The 15801-nt window shown below is 69.3% G+C and carries 13 protein-coding genes; 6 read left to right on the top strand and 7 right to left on the bottom strand.

Translation table 11 applies throughout. The features are described from left to right. Positions 1-7 precede the first annotated feature (7 nt). From OG729_RS05065 to OG729_RS05050, 4 genes are all read left to right on the top strand, one after another. Positions 8-1498, top strand: coding sequence for an FGGY family carbohydrate kinase (locus tag OG729_RS05065; RefSeq protein WP_405804573.1), 1491 nt, complete (start codon positions 8-10; stop codon positions 1496-1498). Between the two features lie 13 nt (positions 1499-1511). Continuing rightward, positions 1512-2906: an FAD-dependent oxidoreductase gene (locus tag OG729_RS05060; RefSeq protein WP_405804571.1), complete on the top strand. Its 1395-nt coding sequence runs from the start codon at positions 1512-1514 to the stop codon at positions 2904-2906. Further along, entirely contained in the window at positions 2903-4135 is a 1233-nt protein-coding gene (locus OG729_RS05055; RefSeq protein ID WP_405804569.1) for an NAD(P)/FAD-dependent oxidoreductase, read from the top strand. Before OG729_RS05060 ends, OG729_RS05055 begins: the two co-directional genes overlap by 4 nt. 74 nt (positions 4136-4209) lie before the next feature. Beyond that, positions 4210-5634: an AlkA N-terminal domain-containing protein gene (locus tag OG729_RS05050; protein WP_405804567.1), complete on the top strand. Its 1425-nt coding sequence runs from the start codon at positions 4210-4212 to the stop codon at positions 5632-5634. A 112-nt stretch (positions 5635-5746) separates the two neighbouring features. On the opposite strand, the gene OG729_RS05045 is transcribed toward OG729_RS05050, so the two are convergent. From OG729_RS05045 to OG729_RS05025, 5 genes are all read right to left on the bottom strand, one after another. Beyond that, positions 5747-6697: an alpha/beta hydrolase gene (locus OG729_RS05045; protein WP_405804566.1), complete on the bottom strand. Its 951-nt coding sequence runs from the start codon at positions 6695-6697 to the stop codon at positions 5747-5749. 97 nt (positions 6698-6794) lie between these two features. Continuing rightward, entirely contained in the window at positions 6795-7217 is a 423-nt protein-coding gene (locus OG729_RS05040) for a DUF350 domain-containing protein (RefSeq protein WP_404727067.1), read from the bottom strand. Positions 7218-7337: 120 nt separating this feature from the next. Next, positions 7338-8165, bottom strand: coding sequence for a glutaminyl-peptide cyclotransferase (locus OG729_RS05035; protein WP_405804565.1), 828 nt, complete (start codon positions 8163-8165; stop codon positions 7338-7340). An 18-nt stretch (positions 8166-8183) separates the two neighbouring features. Beyond that, a complete protein-coding gene (locus tag OG729_RS05030) occupies positions 8184-9671 on the bottom strand; it encodes a polysaccharide biosynthesis tyrosine autokinase (protein ID WP_360865857.1) in 1488 nt (495 codons plus the stop codon). 114 nt (positions 9672-9785) lie between these two features. Beyond that, positions 9786-11054, bottom strand: a complete 1269-nt coding sequence (locus tag OG729_RS05025; RefSeq protein ID WP_360865854.1) for a nucleotide sugar dehydrogenase — start codon at positions 11052-11054, stop codon at positions 9786-9788. 115 nt (positions 11055-11169) lie between these two features. Between OG729_RS05025 and OG729_RS05020 the strand changes: the two genes are divergently transcribed. Both OG729_RS05020 and OG729_RS05015 read left to right on the top strand, forming a co-directional pair. Next, a complete protein-coding gene (locus OG729_RS05020; protein WP_405804564.1) occupies positions 11170-12381 on the top strand; it encodes an NAD-dependent epimerase/dehydratase family protein in 1212 nt (403 codons plus the stop codon). After that, positions 12369-13391: an MraY family glycosyltransferase gene (locus OG729_RS05015; protein WP_405804563.1), complete on the top strand. Its 1023-nt coding sequence runs from the start codon at positions 12369-12371 to the stop codon at positions 13389-13391. The genes OG729_RS05020 and OG729_RS05015 overlap by 13 nt, the downstream gene beginning before the upstream one ends. A 63-nt stretch (positions 13392-13454) precedes the next feature. Here OG729_RS05015 and OG729_RS05010 read toward each other — a convergent pair whose 3' ends face one another. Further along, a complete protein-coding gene (locus OG729_RS05010; protein ID WP_405804561.1) occupies positions 13455-14432 on the bottom strand; it encodes an NAD-dependent epimerase/dehydratase family protein in 978 nt (325 codons plus the stop codon). Further along, positions 14429-15565 carry a glycosyltransferase gene (locus OG729_RS05005; RefSeq protein WP_405804560.1) on the bottom strand — a complete coding sequence of 379 codons (1137 nt, stop codon included), beginning with the start codon at positions 15563-15565 and terminating at the stop codon, positions 14429-14431. The genes OG729_RS05010 and OG729_RS05005 overlap by 4 nt, the downstream gene beginning before the upstream one ends. Positions 15566-15801: the final 236 nt, after the last annotated feature.

Genomic DNA, 15801 nt, shown 5'->3' with positions numbered 1-15801 from the left:
GTGGCCGATGACGGGCCCGGTGCTTGCCGTCGACCAGGGCACCTCCGGTACGAAAGCGCTGGTCATCTGCCCCGAGCGGGGCGTGATCGGTACCGGCTCCGCGCCGGTGAACCCCCGCTACAGCTCCGGCGGGAGCGTGGAGGTCGACCCCGCGGCGCTCCTGAGCTCGGTCATCGACGCGGGACGCCGGGCCATCGCCGACGCCGGAGAGCCCGTAGCCGCCATGGGCCTCGCCAACCAGGGCGAGACGGTGCTCGCATGGGACCCTGTGAGCGGCGAACCGCTGACCGACGCGATCGTCTGGCAGGACCGGCGGTCCGAGCCCCTCTGCGCCGAACTCGCCCAGCATGCCGACGACTTGACGCGGCTGACCGGACTGCCCCTCGACCCCTACTTCGCCGCGCCCAAGATGGCGTGGATCCGCCGCGAACTCACCCGGGACGGTGTTGTCACCACGAGCGACGCCTGGCTGATCCACCGCCTGACCGGTGCGTTCGTCACCGACGCCGCGACGGCCGGGCGCACCCAGCTCCTCGACCTCGACCGAGTCGCCTGGTCGCCCGAAGCACTCGGCATCTTTGGCCTCGCCGACGAGCGGATGCCGGAGGTCGTCGACGCGGACGGCCCGGTCGGCATCACCAACGCCTTCGGCGCCCCCGTACCCCTGACCGGGCTCCTCGTCGACCAGCAGGCCGCGCTGCTCGCCCAGAGTGTCACCGAACCCGGCACCGCCAAATGCACATATGGCACGGGGGCCTTCCTGCTCGCCCAGACCGGGCCGCGCCCGCGCCGTACGAGCAGCGGCCTTGTCAGCTGCGTCGCCTGGCGGCTCGGCGGACGCACCAGCTACTGCCTCGACGGACAGGTCTACACGGCAGCCTCGGCCGTGCGCTGGCTCACCGACCTCGGAGTGATCTCGGGCGCCGCCGATCTCGACCCGGTCGGCTCCGCCGTGCCCCACAGCGGCGGCGTCACCTTCGTACCGGCGCTCGCCGGACTGGCAGCGCCCTGGTGGCGCGGAGACCTGCGTGGCTCGCTCACCGGCCTCGGCCTGGACACCGGGCCAGGGCACCTCGTCCGCGCGCTGTGCGAAGGCATCGCCGCGCAGGTCGCCGAGCTCACCGACGCGGTCGCCGCCGACCTCGGCACACCGCTCAGCGGTCTGCGTGTCGACGGCGGTCTGACGCGCTCGGCGCTGCTGATGCAGACCCAGGCCGACCTTCTCCAACTGCCCGTCGAAGTATCGGCGTTGCCCGATGCCACCGCTCTCGGCGTAGGCGCCGTCGCACGGCTCGGCATCGATCCGGGTCTGACGGCCGAGCAGGCGGTACCCGCCTGGCAGCCGTCAGCCGTCTACGAGCCGCGGATCGGCGCCGCCGAGGCCGCCGAGCGACTCGCGGGCTTCCGCCGTGAGGTGGCCGCGCTCCTCGACCGTACGCCTGCACCCCCGGCGAGTACGCCCGCGGCCGACGACCGTACCCCTCCGGCCGACGGGTGAGGCGGGGAGCACCATGACCGTCACGAGTGCCGGGCAGTTGCCGGACACGATGCACGATGTGATCGTCGTCGGCGCCGGCGTCGTGGGCTCGGCCATCGCCCGCGAACTCGCCCGTCACCACCTCCGCACCGCCCTCGTCGACGCGAGCGACGACGTCGGCAACGGCACCTCCAAAGCCAACACGGCGATCCTGCACACAGGTTTCGACGCCGTCCCCGGCACGCTCGAGTCCCGCCTCGTACGCGACGGCCGGCGGCGACTCGCCGCCTACGCCGCCGAGAACGGCATCCCCCTCGAACCGCTCGGCGCGCTCCTCGTCGCCTGGAACGAGGAGCAGCTCGCAGCGCTCCCCGCCCTCGCCGCCAAGGCCGAGCGCAACGGTTACCACGACGCCCGGCTGATCGGCGCGGACGAGGTACGGCGGCGCGAGCCGCACCTGGGGTCCGGCGCACTCGGTGCACTCGACGTCCCCGGCGAGAGCATCATCTGCCCCTGGACCACGACCCTCGCGTATGCGACCCAGGCCGTGCGCGCCGGCGCCGGCCTGCATCTGAACTGCCGGGTGGAGAGCGTCAGCAGTGGCACCCACCATGAACTGGTAACCGAGCGCGGCCTGTTGCGCACCCGGTATCTCGTCAACGCCGCCGGTCTGTACGCCGACGAACTCGACCGGCAGCTCGGCCACCGGGACTTCACCGTCACCCCGCGCCGCGGCCAGCTGATCGTCTTCGACAAACTCGCCCGCGACCTGGTCCACCACATCCTGCTCCCGGTGCCGACCGCGCTCGGCAAGGGCGTACTGGTGTCACCGACGGTGTACGGCAATGTGATGCTCGGCCCGACCGCGGAGGACCTCGACGACAAGCAGGCAACCGGATCTACGGCCGAGGGGCTCGACTTCCTGCTGGAGAAGGGCCGACGGATCATGCCCGAACTGGTCGAGGAGGAGGTCACCGCCGTCTACGCGGGCCTGCGCCCGGCCACCGAGCACGACGACTACAGCATCCGGGCGCACGCACGGCAGCGGTACGTCGCCGTCGGCGGCATCCGCTCCACCGGTCTGACCGCCTCCATGGCCATCGCCGCCCATGTCACCGACCTGCTCGCCGACGCCGGACTCGACCTGGGGCCCGCCCGCGAACTGGAGCCCGTACGCATGCCGAACATCGGCGAGGCGTTCCCCCGTCCCTACCAGCGTGCCGATCTCATCGCCGCCGACCCCGAGTACGGCACGCTCGTCTGCCACTGCGAACGCGTCTCCCGCGGTGAGATTCGCGATGCGCTGGACAGTACGGTCCCACCGGGTTCCCTCGACGGACTGCGGCGCCGCACCAGGGCGCGCGGCGGCCGCTGCCAGGGTTTCTACTGCGGGCCGACGGTGCGCGCGCTGTTCGAGGAGCGACGATGAACCGGGTGACGCGAGCGGTCGACGTACTGGTCGTAGGCGCTGGACCGGCGGGCCTCGCCGCCGCCGCCCGGCTCGCCGCGGCGGGCGCGGGCCGGGTCGAGATCCTGGAGCGGGAGCAAGAGGCGGGCGGCATCCCGCGGCACTGCCACCTCGGTGGCTTCGGTGGCTTCGGGCTGCGCGACCTGCGGCGTCCCATGAGCGGCCCGCAGTACGCCCGCCACGTCGTCGACGACGCCGTGCGCGCCGGAGCGGATCTGCGCACCGGCGTCACCGTTACCGGCTGGGCGGGCCCCCGCACCCTGGACACCACCGGCCCGGACGGCCTGGAGCGAATCGGCGCACGGGCCGTCGTCCTCGCCACCGGGGCGCGCGAACGCCCGCGCAGCGCCCGCCTTGTGCCGGGCACCCGGCCGCAGGGCGTACTCACCACGGGCGAGCTGCAGCAGGCCGTCCATCTGTACGGACAGCCGGTCGGCAGCCGTGCCGTCGTCGTCGGCGCGGAGCCCGTCGCGTACTCGGCGGTGCGGACCCTGGGGGCGGCCGGAGCCGACGTCGTCGCGGTGGTCACCGATCAGCCGCGCGCTCCTTGGGTGTCACCGCGGCGACGCGTCCCGCTGCTCACCGAGGCGACGGTGACGCAGCTGTTCGGCCGAGGCCGCCTGACCGGCGCCGGGCTGCGGCACAGGGACGGCAGAACCACCACACTCCGCTGCGACACGATCGTCTTCACCGGCGACTGGATCCCCGACCATGAGCTCGCCCGGCGCGGCGGTGTCCCACTCGACCCCGGCACCCGTGGACCCGCGGTCGACACCGCGTTGCGCACGGCCGAGCCCGGGGTCTTCGCCGCGGGCAATCTGCTGCACGGCGTGGAGGCGGCCCAGATCGCCGCGGAAGAGGGCCGGCACGCGGCCGAACAGGTGTTGCGCCATCTCGCGGGCGAACCGTGGCCAGGTCGCGTGCTGACCGTGCAGGTGGAAGACCCGCTGCGCTGGGCGGCGCCGAACCGCATCGACCCCGCCGGGCCCCCGCCGATGCGGGGCCGGTTCGCGCTGCGTACGACCGGGCGGCTCGCCCTGCCCGTACTCGTCGTCAGCCAGGACGGGCGGGTGCTGCACCGGCAGCGCCTGCTGCGTACTGCCGTACCGGGCCGGTCGCTGTACCTGGGCGCGGACTGGATCAGCCGGGCGTCCGCGCACGGCGGCCCGCTGGTCATCACGGCGTACTAGCCTTCGCCGCCGGTGGAAACGTCGTGTCCGATTTCCGCCAGCCCCGGCCTCGGGAGGGTGCCCATACTGGCCCCATGACGATCGAGGACAGCAGGTACGAAGCAGTGAGCAGCAGGGACGCGCGGTTCGACGGCGTGTTCTTCTTCGCCGTCTCCACCACCGGGATCTACTGCCGGCCCAGTTGCCCCGCGATCACCCCCAAGCGGCAGAACGTGAGGTTCTACCGGACCGCCGCGGCCGCCCAGGGCGCGGGTTTCCGGGCCTGCCGCCGCTGCCGCCCGGATGCCGTGCCGGGCTCCGCCGAGTGGAACGCCCGCGCCGACGTCGTGGGCCGTGCCATGCGGCTGATCGGTGACGGGATCGTGGACCGGGAGGGTGTCGCGGGCCTCGCCGGCAGACTGGGCTACAGCGCCCGCCAGGTCCAGCGGCAGCTGAACGCCGAACTCGGCGCGGGCCCCATCGCCCTGGCTCGGGCCCAGCGCGGCCACACCGCGCGCGTACTGCTGCAGACGACCACTCTGCAGGTGGCGGAGATCGCGTTCGCGGCGGGGTTCGCGAGCGTACGGCAGTTCAACGACACGATCCGCGAGATCTACGCTGCCACCCCCAGCGAACTCCGCTCCGCCCGCCCCGGACGCGGCTCGCGCTTCGGCCCGGTCGGCCCGGTCGGCTCGACGGGCGGCGGCGCCGCGGGGGTCCCGCTGCGGCTGGCCTATCGCGGCCCGTACGCGTCCGTGGAAGTCTTCGACTACCTTGCGGCTCGCACCATCACGGGCATCGAGGAGGTCGTCGGAGAGCGAGGCTCCCGCGTCTACCGGCGCACGCTCCGGCTGCCGGGCGGCCCCGGCGTCGCCGAGATGGACGAACAGCCGGGCTGGGGGTCCCCCCGGCCGAAGGCTGGGGGAGGCTGGTTGGAGTGCCGCCTGCACCTGGTCTGCCTGCGCGATCTGACCACGGCCACCCAGCGGATGCGCCGCCTCTTCGACCTGGACGCCGACCCGTGCGCGGTCGCCGAACGCCTCGGCACGGACCCGGCACTGGCCCCCCTGGTCGCGGCCCGCCCGGGCATGCGAGCGCCGGGCGCGGCCGATCCGCACGAGCTCGCGGTGCGGGCGGTGCTGGGCCGACGGGAGCTTGGCGACGCGTTGGTCGCGGCGTACGGGGAGCGGCTGACCGAGCCGAGCGGCGGGCTGACGCATCTCTTCCCGCGTGTGGAGGACTTGGCGGAGGCAGAGCCCGGCGAACTGCGTACGCTGAGCGCCGCGCTGGCGGACGGCTCGGTGGTGCTCGATCCGGGCGCGGACCGGGACGAGGCCGAACGGCAGTTGCTCGCGCTGCCGGGCATCGGACAAAGGACGGCGGGCTACATCCGGATGCGGGCCCTTGGCGATCCGGATGTGCTCCTGGCGGGGGAGGCGACGATGGGGGACACCGAAGCCTGGCGGCCATGGCGTTCGTACGCCATGCACCACCTGTGGGCTATGGCGTGCGATAGCTGACCCACTCGCCCGGCTCCGGAACAGGCAGCCCGAGCGCGCGTGCACGCTCCCGGTCCTGCGGCAGATGGCTGTGGGAGACGGAAGCGGGTGTGGCGGCGGGGAGTTGTGGCTGTCATGGGGTCGTGGCTGCCTCGATCGCCTCGACGACCGGTCCGGCGACGGCCGGCTGTGCGAGATATTTGGTGGCAGGGTGCACCCACACGCCGTCCGAGTCGATGCGCCTGCTGAGAGGCAGTACGGACCGGTCGTTGGGGCGTACGAACTTCTCCAGCAGCGGCCTTCCGGCGACGAGATCGTCCCGGTCCCAGAAGTTGAGCCACCTCTCGACCGAGCCGGGTACCTGCAACGGCTGCGGATGCACCTTGGGCTGCACTGCCCTGCGCATACCCAGCGGCGAACCGAGGGTGACGAGCAGCGGTACGCGTTCCCCGTGCGTGTGCAGGGTCTCCAGCGATACGACAGTGCCGAGGGAGTGCGCAACGACGATGGTGGGTCCGGCGGGGTCCAGAGCCTGCTCGACGCGGTGGCGGATCCGGGCGTCGAGGGTCAGGCCCTCCGCATCCGGCTCGCCGCGGCGCAGATAGCGGGCGACCTGACGCAGCTGGCCGACCATCAGCCCCGCGCTGGCCCAGCCGCCGAAGGTGCGCAGACCGGGCACCGACAGCAGGGTGTTGGCGGCGTTGAGCACCTGGCGGGCGGCCTCGCCCAGGCCCTGCGAGGCGCCCTCAGGGGCGAGTTGGGCGCGGGCGTGGCGGAGCATGCGGATCTCGTCGTCCGCCACCGGCTCGGCCAACCGCTCGTCGAGGGCCTCCAACAGCAACTCGCCGACCAGGTCGGCTTCGTCGTCCGTGTCCGACGACCCCTGCGCCTCGGCGACGCCGAACAGATCGCCGTAGTAAGCGAATCGCGTCTCCGCCGCCCAGCCCTGCACCAGATCGAGGACCCGCCGCGCATGGCCCGCGGCGCGGGCACCGTCGGCCAGTGCGCGCAGCCAGGAGTCGAGTTCGGCGGCTGCATCGCGTGGACCGCCGATGCCGTGTACGAAGACCAGACGCGGCTTCATCAATCCCCCCGAAAGCCCCGCCCGGGGGCTCCGGGCGAACCTCGACGGTATCAACTGCCTTGCTGGTGGCGGCGTGTGTCCAGCCAGATCGTCGTACTCAGGCGATGGACGCCGAGACGATGGCCGACACCGCGAGATTGCAGGACGCGGTCACCCACACCGCCGGGTGTGGCTCCGCCTCGACCAGCGTCGCCCCGAGCTTGCCCGGCGTAACCAGGTCCACCACCAGGAACGCCACCGCCATCATCACCAGACCCAGCAGACCGAACGCGGCAGTGGAGGCAAGACCCTTGCCGAAGTTGTCGTACGTCGTCCAGATCGACGTGAACACGATGCCGCCGATCCCCAGCAGCGCCGAGCTGAGCAACAGCGCGGCATTGCGGTTGCGGTCCTCCCATATCTGCTTGCCGAGCTTGCCGGGCGTCAGCAGGTCTATAAGGAGGATGCCGAGGATCAGGAGGACCACACCGAGGGCGCCGTACGCGCTCGCGCGGCCAAGTCCGTTGACGATGTCGCTCATGGGGGGCTGGTCTCCGTGTCTGAAAGTTGCTGCCGGTCAAGGGCGCGCAAAATGTACCGCACGGTTCCGGCCAGTGGATCAGGCCTCCCCCGTCCCCCGTACAACGGGCCGCAGAGTCGCTCACCTGGGAACGAAGGCGACCCGGAACATCTTGGGCCACCACTTGCCGGTGATCAGGAACTGACCGGTGCCGGGAATGGCCGCGATACCGTTCAGTACATCTGCTCGGGCAGCCTCCTGTGACGTGAGGAGGCCCGTGGCGTCTACCTCCCCCGTGACCGCTCCGGTGTTCGTATCAATGCGCATGATCCGGTCCGACGGCCAGACGTTGGCGTACACGACGTCGCCGATGCAGTCCAGCTCATTCAGCCGGCTCACCGGCTGCCCGTGGGCGGTGACGGTAACCTCCCCTGTTCTCACCAGCGTTCGGGGGTCGCGGAAAGTGAGCCGGGAGGAGCCGTCGCTCGTCACCAGCCGGTCGCGAAGCCGCTGGTGGCACAGGCCCCAGCCTTCGTCCCGGTAAGGGACCCGGCGCAACTCGGTCAGCGTCCTTGCGTCCCGTTCGACGGCCAGGCCGTTCTTCCAGGTGAGCTGCCACAAGGTCGCCCCCACGACGGTGATCCCCTCGCCGAACAGCGGCTCGGCCAACTCGGTGCGGACCGCCGGAAAACCGTCGAGGGGTCCAGCCTGGACCGAGGACTGTCCGACCACGCCCGTGCTCTCGTACAGCACGCCGCCGTCGGTCATCTCCAAGCCCTGGGTGAAGGCCGTCGGGTCATGGGGCAGGGTCTCGACGACCTCGGCCCGCAACTGCTCGATCCCTGCCGCAGCCCGCCCATCCGTGCCCCGGCCGAGCTCCCCGGCTGAGCCCCCCGTCTCACACGAGGTGACGAGCATTCCACCGACCAGGGCCACGACCACGACGGGGACCGCCATTGCACCACGCATGACCTCACGCCGCCGGTTCTACGATCGTGTCTTGGACGGCACCCGCGCCGCGTGCTGCTTGTCGGCCGGACCTCGACCGGGAACCACCGCCGCCAGCCGCGACGACACGAGCGCAGAGAACCGGGCTGTCGTGTCCTGCTTCGGCCGGTACGTGTACGCATAGGCGTGTGCGTCGCCCTCTCCTCGTGCCGGAGCGGCGTTCAAGACGGCACCCAGCACGGGGACATTGACGCGTTCGAGGATGCGCAGGGCGTCGATGACCTGGCTCCGGCTTGTCCGCCCGGCGCGCGCCACGAGCAGGTAGCCGTCGATGGCGGGTGCCATCGCTGTGGTGTCGGCGAAGGGAAGGACCGGAGCCGTGTCCACCACGACATGGTCGAACTGCCCGGCAAGGGTGCGCAGCAGGGAGGCGAAATAGGTGCTGCCGAGGAGCTGTGTCGGATTGGGAGGGACCCTGCCACTGGCGAGCACCGAGAACGTACCGGCCGACTGCAGTACCTCATGCAGTTCGGCCTGGCCCACCAGAGCTGTGGTGAGCCCGGCGTCCCTGACCAGGCCGAGGGCCGGAGCAATCGAAGGCCGGCGCAGGTCGCAGTCGATCAGACATACCTTTGCCCCTTCCTCGGCCAGGGTGGCGGCCAGGTTGACCGACACACTGCTTTTGCCCTCCCGCGGCAGCGGACTGGTGACGGCGATCACCTTCGGCCGCTGATCCACCTCCGCGAACTGCAGATTGACACGAAGCTTCCGGAAGCCCTCCGCACGCGGACTGTGCATGTCGTCGCGCAGGGAGACCGGTTGCCGTGCCGCTCGTGGGTCCTGCACGATGCTGGACAGCACCGGAGGCCCACCGGCACCTGCCAGGCACTCGGCGAGGGCTTTGGAATCACGCATGGACGTGTCCACCGTCTCCAGCGCGACACCCAGCCCCAGCCCGAGCAGCAGGCCCACCGCCAGACCCAGGGCAACATTGACGGGGGTGTTCGGGGACGAGGGCGCGGTCGGCACGGTGGCAGGGTGTGTCACGGTCAGCCGTACCGGGGACGGGAGGCTGCTCTCCTCGGGGCTCTCCAGCTTCCTGATCACGTAGGCAAAGCGGCGAGCGACCGCGTTGCTGATCCGGGCGGCTCGTGCCGCATGGGTGTCGGTGACGGTCAGGTGGACCAGAACCGTGTTGAGCGGCGCTTCGGCCTCGATCCGGTCAGCCAGCTGGGCAGACGTCATGTCGAGCCGGAGGTATTCCAGGACCGGTCCGGTCACCTCGGGGCTCTGGGCCACGCCGGCGTAGGACTGGACTCTGGCCTGGGCGAACGAGTTGCCCTGATTGAGCTGGGACGTGTCGGCGTCGGCCTGGAGGGACACGAACAGCGTGGTCGTCGCCCGGTACTCCGGAGTGACGAGGACACTCGCCAGGACGCCCGCCACTGTCCCCAGCACAGTCACGAGGGCGATGACCCGCCATCGACGGGAAAGGACTCGTAGGTAGTCGCGCAGATCCAACGTCATTCCCCAGTCGGAGCGGTTGAGTGGGCAGTCAGCCTAGGAGGCAGGCTGAGAGATTTAGGGCGCATGGCATGTGCACTCGACTTTTCGCACCCCAATGGAGTGCACCGGCGTCTCTCAGAGACGCTCAACTGTTTCCACGCGGCAGCGATTGCAGGCGTCAAATACGTAGTCGGCGACACGCTCCACCATTGCGTAGTCGAAGGAGTCGTGGTCGGTGGCAATGACCACGGCATCAGCTGCCGCGACCTGTTCCTCCGTGAGTTCGACGCACAGAATGTCCCCGGGCAGCTGACCAGGGTCGACATGCGGTTCCACGGCGAGGACGTGAGCGCCCATGTGCCGGAGTCCGAGGGCGACCGCGACGGAAGGGGACTCACGGATGTCGCCGGTGTTCCTCTTGTAGGCGAGCCCGAGGACCAGAACCTGGCTGCCGTTGACCGGCTTGCGCCGGGCGTTGAGCCCCCTGGCAACGCGCAGTACCACATGGTCGGGCATATGACTGTTGATGTCGTTGGCCAGTGCCACGAATCGGAAGTCGTGCCGCAGCTGCTGCTTGACCTGCCACGAGAGGTAGGAGGGGTCAATGGGCAGGCAATGTCCGCCCACGCCGGGCCCGGGCAGAAAGCGCATGAAGCCGAAAGGCTTGGTCGACGCCGCATCGATCACTTCCCAGATGTCGATGCCGAGCGGTTTGCAGAACATCGCGAGCTCGTTGACGAGGGCGATGTTGACATGGCGGAACGTGTTCTCCAACAGCTTGGTCAACTCGGCCGTGCGTGGTGAGCTGACCGGGACGGTACGGTCCACGATGTCGTCGTAGAAGAGTTCGACATGCCTCAGGGATTCGTCGTCCATGCCGGAGACCACCTTGGGGGTGTTCTCGAGCCGCCAGGTCGGGTTTCCCGGGTCGATTCTTTCCGGGCTGTATCCGAGGAAGAAGTCCTTGCCCGCCTGAAGTCCGCTGCCCGCCTCCAGAATCGGGCACACCACGTGCTCCGTCGTGCAGGGATACGTCGTCGACTCCAGGATCACCGTGGCGTTCGGCCGGAGGTACTGGGCGACTTCCTGCGCGGCGCTCTCCACGAAACTCAGGTCGGGGGCACCGTCCTTCAGGGGCGTGGGCACCGTGATGACGCAGACGTCGAAGCCCGCCGCATCCGCGTAATCGGTACTCAGGGCATAGCGGCCCGAGTTGAGGGCGGCCAGTAGGCGGGGCGACGTCACGTCCGCGGCGAACGATTCGCCGCCGGCAAGGCGCTTGACGCGCATCTCGTCCACATCGAGACCAACGACGTTGCGCCCGGCTTCCACCGCACGAACGGCGAGTGGAAGGCCCACATATCCCTGGCCGACCACCACCACCTTCTTTGTTGCCGTCGGCACGATCGGACTCCTCTCAGCTGGCCATGCAGAATGCTTCGCTGGGATATGCCCCACGCTCGCTCGACGCGGCTTGCTGTCCGTCTCCCGAGTGAACACTCGCCAGGCGAATGGGGGCATGTGGGTAGCCAAGAGGGGCGAATGGACTAATTGCGGGATTCAATTCATTCTTTTTGCGTCTTCCCTGGCTATCGTTGCCGTGCGTTGCCGGGCACTTGCCCCTGGCAACGCCCACCCGCAAACAGGGAGTGACGGCGTGATGGAACGTCCGAAATACCTGGTCACCGGAGGAGCCGGCTTCATCGGCTCCCATCTCGTCGATGCACTTCTGGCGCACGGTGAGCCGGTCGTTGCACTTGACGACCTCAGCACGGGAAGCCTGGCAAACCTGGTACGCGCGCGCGAGGCGGGCCACTTCCAGTTCGTCCACGGCTCCGTGCTGGACACATCGCTCGTCGACAAGTTGGTGAGTGAATGTGATGTCGTGGTGCATCTGGCGGCGGCCGTAGGTGTGAAACTCATCGTGGAACAGCCGCTGAATTCCTTCACCACCAACACCAAGGGCACCGAAGCGGTCCTCGGTTCCGCTCACCGCCACGGCCGAAGAGTAATTGTCGCCAGCACGTCGGAGATCTACGGCAAGAACTCGTCCGGACCGCTGAGCGAGACATCCGACCGCATCCTCGGCAGCACCTCCGTCCCACGGTGGTCCTACAGCACTGCCAAGGCGGTCGATGAGATCCTTGCCGAGCTCTACCGCCGGGAGTACGGACTGCAGTCCACCATCGTGCGGTTCTTCAACACCGTCGGCCCTCGGCAGAGTCCCGCGTACGGCATGGTCATCCCGAGATTCGCCCGTCAGGCAGTTCGCGGAGAGCCCCTCACCGTCTACGGCACAGGACAGCAGAGCCGCTGCTTTCTCCATGTAGCAGACGTGGTCGAAGCGCTCATGTTGCTGATCGACCTGCCGGACGCCGTAGGCCAGACCTTCAACATCGGGAGCGACGAGGAGATCAGCGTGCTGGATCTGGCGCGGCGGATCATCACGTGCGCCAAGAGCAGCTCGCCGGTACACCGTGTCTCGTACAGCGAGGTCTACGGACCGGAGTTCGAGGACATGGAGCGCCGGGTTCCCGACACCACGAAACTCAGGAACTTCACCGGCTGGAAGCCGCAACGGAACCTCGACGACGTTTTGGACGACGCGGTCGAAGACGCCCGGAGCGACGTGCGGAGGCAGGCACTCGGGGCTGCCGCCGACGGCTCGGCGAAGGGAGGAACAGGCGACCCCAAGGGCCGCACGGCGCTGGTGGGCCCATGTCCGGTCTGAGCCCTTGGCTGGTGTCGGCAGGCGCGGGTGTGGGGGCACTCTTCATCGCCGCCCTGCTGACCGAGCCCCTGCGACGCCTGGCCCTGCGGCGCGGTTACACCGACCAGCCGAGCGCACGCAAAGCCCATGTACATCCCACTCCCTATCTCGGCGGCATCGCGGTCGCGATCGCCACCGTTGTCGCGGCGTGGGTGGCGACAGTCGCTGTGAAGGGGACCGACGTCACAGTCGTCGTCCTGCTCGCAAGCGCCTCGCTCATCGCCGTGCTGGGCCTCGGCGACGACCTGCGTCCGCTCAGCATTCGCCTGCGTCTGTGTGTCGAGGCCGCGGCAGCCTTGGTGGTGGTGCTGTGGTGCGGCCATCCCGTGCTCTTCGGTTCATGGTTCGACGTGGTGATCGCGGTCGCCTGGATCCTCTTCACCACCAACGCGTTCAACCTGCTCGACAACATGGACGGGGTGGTGTCCACCGTGACCGCCGTCACCGCGGGATTCCTGTGCTGTGCCGCCCTCTCCATCGGGCTGGTCGGCATTGCCGCGGTCATGGCTGCCGTCGCCGGAGCCAGCGCGGGCTTCCTGTTCCACAACTGGCATCCTGCGCGGATCTTTCTCGGTGACGCGGGCTCGCTCTTCGTGGGCTTTGTGGTGTCCTCGGCCGCGGTAGTCCTGCACAAGGACACCGCCGCCCTTTACGAGTACACCAGTCTGTTGCTCATCACGCTGGTCGTCACCGCGGACACCGGACTGGTCATGGTCGCCCGCCGCAGGGAGGGCAGACCTCTGCTGCAGGGCGGCAGGGATCACATCGCCCACCGGCTGCGGAGCCTCGGGCTGACCGTCCGCCAGGTGACCGTTGTCATCGGCGGTTTCGCGGCCATGTCGTGCCTGACAGCGGTGCTCGTCATGTTCAGGGTGTTCCCGCAGAGCGCCGCGCTGGCCGCGGTCGTCGTGGTGACCGCGGTGACTGCGGTGGCGTGGGGACTGCTGCTGAGAGTCCCCGTGTACACGTAAGAGAGAGAGGACAGAGTTGAGGGGAGCCCCGACGCGTCGCCGGGGCTCCCCTCAGAGCCGTGGTCAGCCCACTTCGACCGGGAGGGACTCGGCAGCTGCCGGCGCCTCGTACTCGGGCAGGGTACGGAACCAGCGCACGGTCTCGGCCAGCCCCTGCTCCAGGGGCACTTGGGCGACATCCGGGAAGAGTTCGCGCAGGACGCCGCCCGAGGCCTGGGAGTGGCGGACGTCTCCCGGCCTCGCCGCCTCGTGCCGGATGTCGGCGGGTGACCCGATGATGTCCGCAAGCTGCCGGGTGAGGTCGATGACGGGCACCCGCGTACCGAAGGCCAGGTTGACCGGACCAGGGCACGTGACCTTGCGCAGGACAGCGTCGGCCAGCACCCTGACGACGGTTCCGATGTAGGTGAAGTCCCGCGTCTGCAGTCCGTCGCCGAAGATTCTCACGGGCGTGCCGCGCAGCAGGGCATCGATGACGGCCGGTACCACGGCGGCATAGGCGTGCCCGGCCGACTGCAACGGCCCGTAGACGTTGAAGAACCGGAACGCCAGGACCGGGAGGCCGAACGAGGCACCGTAGGCGAGGACGTACGACTCGGTGGCGAGCTTGCTTGCGGCGTAGGGGCTCATGGGCCGGGTGGGCAGCTCCTCGTGTTTGGGCAGCACGGGGACGGCTCCGTAGACCGAGGAGGACGAGGCGGCGACCACGGGGACGTGATGGCGTCGGCATGCCTCGAGGACATACACCGTCCCGGTCGCGTTGACGCGGTGACTGGCGACGGGGTCCGCCAGAGACCGGGGTACGGACGGGCGGGCCGCGAGGTGGACGACAGCATCCACTCCCGACACGACGCCGTCGAGGAGCTCGGGGTCGAGAATGCTGCCCTCGATCAGCTCCGTGTCGACTCCCGCCAGGTTGGCTGCGGAACCTGTGCTCAGATCATCCAGAGCGATGACCTTGCCCACGGTCGGACGGGATGCCAGCTCTCGGCAAAGGTTGGCACCGATGAAGCCGGCACCTCCGGTGACTAGGACGTTCAACAGTGCTCACCTTTCGAACGGGATTCGGTCCACCAGCCGCGGGCGACGGCGATGGAGGTGTAGAGAGCCTCCGTGTCGGCCACCAGACGTTCCGCGCCGAAGTGCTGGGTGGTGAACGTACGGGCTTGTGCCCCCATCGCTTGGCGCAGTTTCCCGTCGCACAGAAGAGTCACCGTGTGGCGAGCGAGCTCACCTGACGACGGTCCTGCCAGGAGCCCCGTCGTTCCGTCTTGTACGACCTCCGCGACGCTGCCGACATCGGTGGCCACCGCAGGCAGCCCCGCCAGGCCGGCCTCGATCAGACTGACGGGCATGCCTTCGTTGTCCGAGGTCAGCAATACCAGGTCGGCCGCCGCGTAGACGGTCTCCACATCAGCGCGCCAGCCCAGCAGGTGGAGCGAGTCACCGAGATCGGCGACTGCCTCCGGATCCGGCTGGAAGTCGCCCGATCCACACACCACGAAGTGCGCTGCGGGCACGGTGCGGCGCACTTCGCGGGCCACGGCGAGAAAGCGGTCGGGGCGTTTGATTCCGGTAATCCGACCGACATAGGCGACTACGGGGCAGCCCTGCGGGAGTCCGAGCTGCCGCCGGGCTTCGGCTGGCTCTGGTGCGGTTGCAAGCCTGGTGCCGGGCGGCGTGACCGTGTATTGGCTCGCCTTTCCGATGCCGGCGGCGACGAGGTCGTCCCGCACCCGGCTGCCCACGGCAACCAACCGATCAGTGAGGGCTGCCAGCCTGCGCTCGGTCTGCACCAGGACCCGAGTCTTCGCCGGAGAGAAATAACCATGCAGGAGATGGCCGTGGAAGGTGTGCACCCTTGAGGGGACACGCGCCAGCACGGCGGCTGCCCGCCCGAGTGCGCCCGCTTTCGCTGTGTGCGTGTGGACGATATGGGGCCTGAACCGGCGCATGGCTGCCGCCAGTTCGAGCAGGCTGCGCACATCGTCCGTGGGCCGCACGGACCGTCCCAGTCGCTCGAGCCGATGGACCGGCAGGTCGGGTGCCCGCTGGTCCAGATAGTCCGCCTCATTCGGACCCACATGTCCGGTGATCAGGTGATGGTCGAATCGCTCGGGATTCATCCCCCGCATGATGGCCGACATCTGGACGGCCGGACCCCCGATATTCATTCTGGCAATGACGCTCAGCACGCGTAGGCGTGGAATGCCGGAACCCGGGGTTCGGTACGTGGCGGTCGACATGCGCAGATATTAGGCCGAGCACACTCCAGGATCTGTCAAGGGCGCGACGTGTGTATCCGCTGCTTTGGGCAACCGTCGCAAAATCAACCCGAGAGGTCATGGATGGATCGCCGAGAGGCCGGTATTCGCTCGATACTCTCGTAGCGCGGGAAAGTGCAGTTCCG

Origin of the sequence: Streptomyces sp. NBC_00210, assembly GCF_045160975.1 — a bacterium.
In the GTDB taxonomy this organism is placed as follows: Bacteria; Actinomycetota; Actinomycetes; order Streptomycetales; family Streptomycetaceae; genus Streptomyces.
The sequence above is the reverse complement of the archived record's forward strand: the minus strand, read 5'-3'. Positions and strand labels throughout refer to the sequence as shown.

Bases quoted from the DNA above. Each gene is read 5' to 3' on its own strand.
- OG729_RS05040 (WP_404727067.1), bottom strand. From the start codon at position 7,217: ATGAGCGACATCGTCAACGGACTTGGCCGCGCGAGCGCGTACGGCGCC.
- OG729_RS05050 (WP_405804567.1), top strand. From the start codon at position 4,210: ATGACGATCGAGGACAGCAGGTACGAAGCAGTGAGCAGCAGGGACGCG.
- OG729_RS05015 (WP_405804563.1), top strand. From the start codon at position 12,369: ATGTCCGGTCTGAGCCCTTGGCTGGTGTCGGCAGGCGCGGGTGTGGGG.
- OG729_RS05035 (WP_405804565.1), bottom strand. From the start codon at position 8,165: ATGCGTGGTGCAATGGCGGTCCCCGTCGTGGTCGTGGCCCTGGTCGGT.
- OG729_RS05065 (WP_405804573.1), top strand. From the start codon at position 8: ATGACGGGCCCGGTGCTTGCCGTCGACCAGGGCACCTCCGGTACGAAA.
- OG729_RS05045 (WP_405804566.1), bottom strand. From the start codon at position 6,697: ATGAAGCCGCGTCTGGTCTTCGTACACGGCATCGGCGGTCCACGCGAT.
- OG729_RS05020 (WP_405804564.1), top strand. From the start codon at position 11,170: ATGTGGGTAGCCAAGAGGGGCGAATGGACTAATTGCGGGATTCAATTC.
- OG729_RS05030 (WP_360865857.1), bottom strand. From the start codon at position 9,671: ATGACGTTGGATCTGCGCGACTACCTACGAGTCCTTTCCCGTCGATGG.
- OG729_RS05055 (WP_405804569.1), top strand. From the start codon at position 2,903: ATGAACCGGGTGACGCGAGCGGTCGACGTACTGGTCGTAGGCGCTGGA.
- OG729_RS05005 (WP_405804560.1), bottom strand. From the start codon at position 15,565: ATGAATATCGGGGGTCCGGCCGTCCAGATGTCGGCCATCATGCGGGGG.
- OG729_RS05060 (WP_405804571.1), top strand. From the start codon at position 1,512: ATGACCGTCACGAGTGCCGGGCAGTTGCCGGACACGATGCACGATGTG.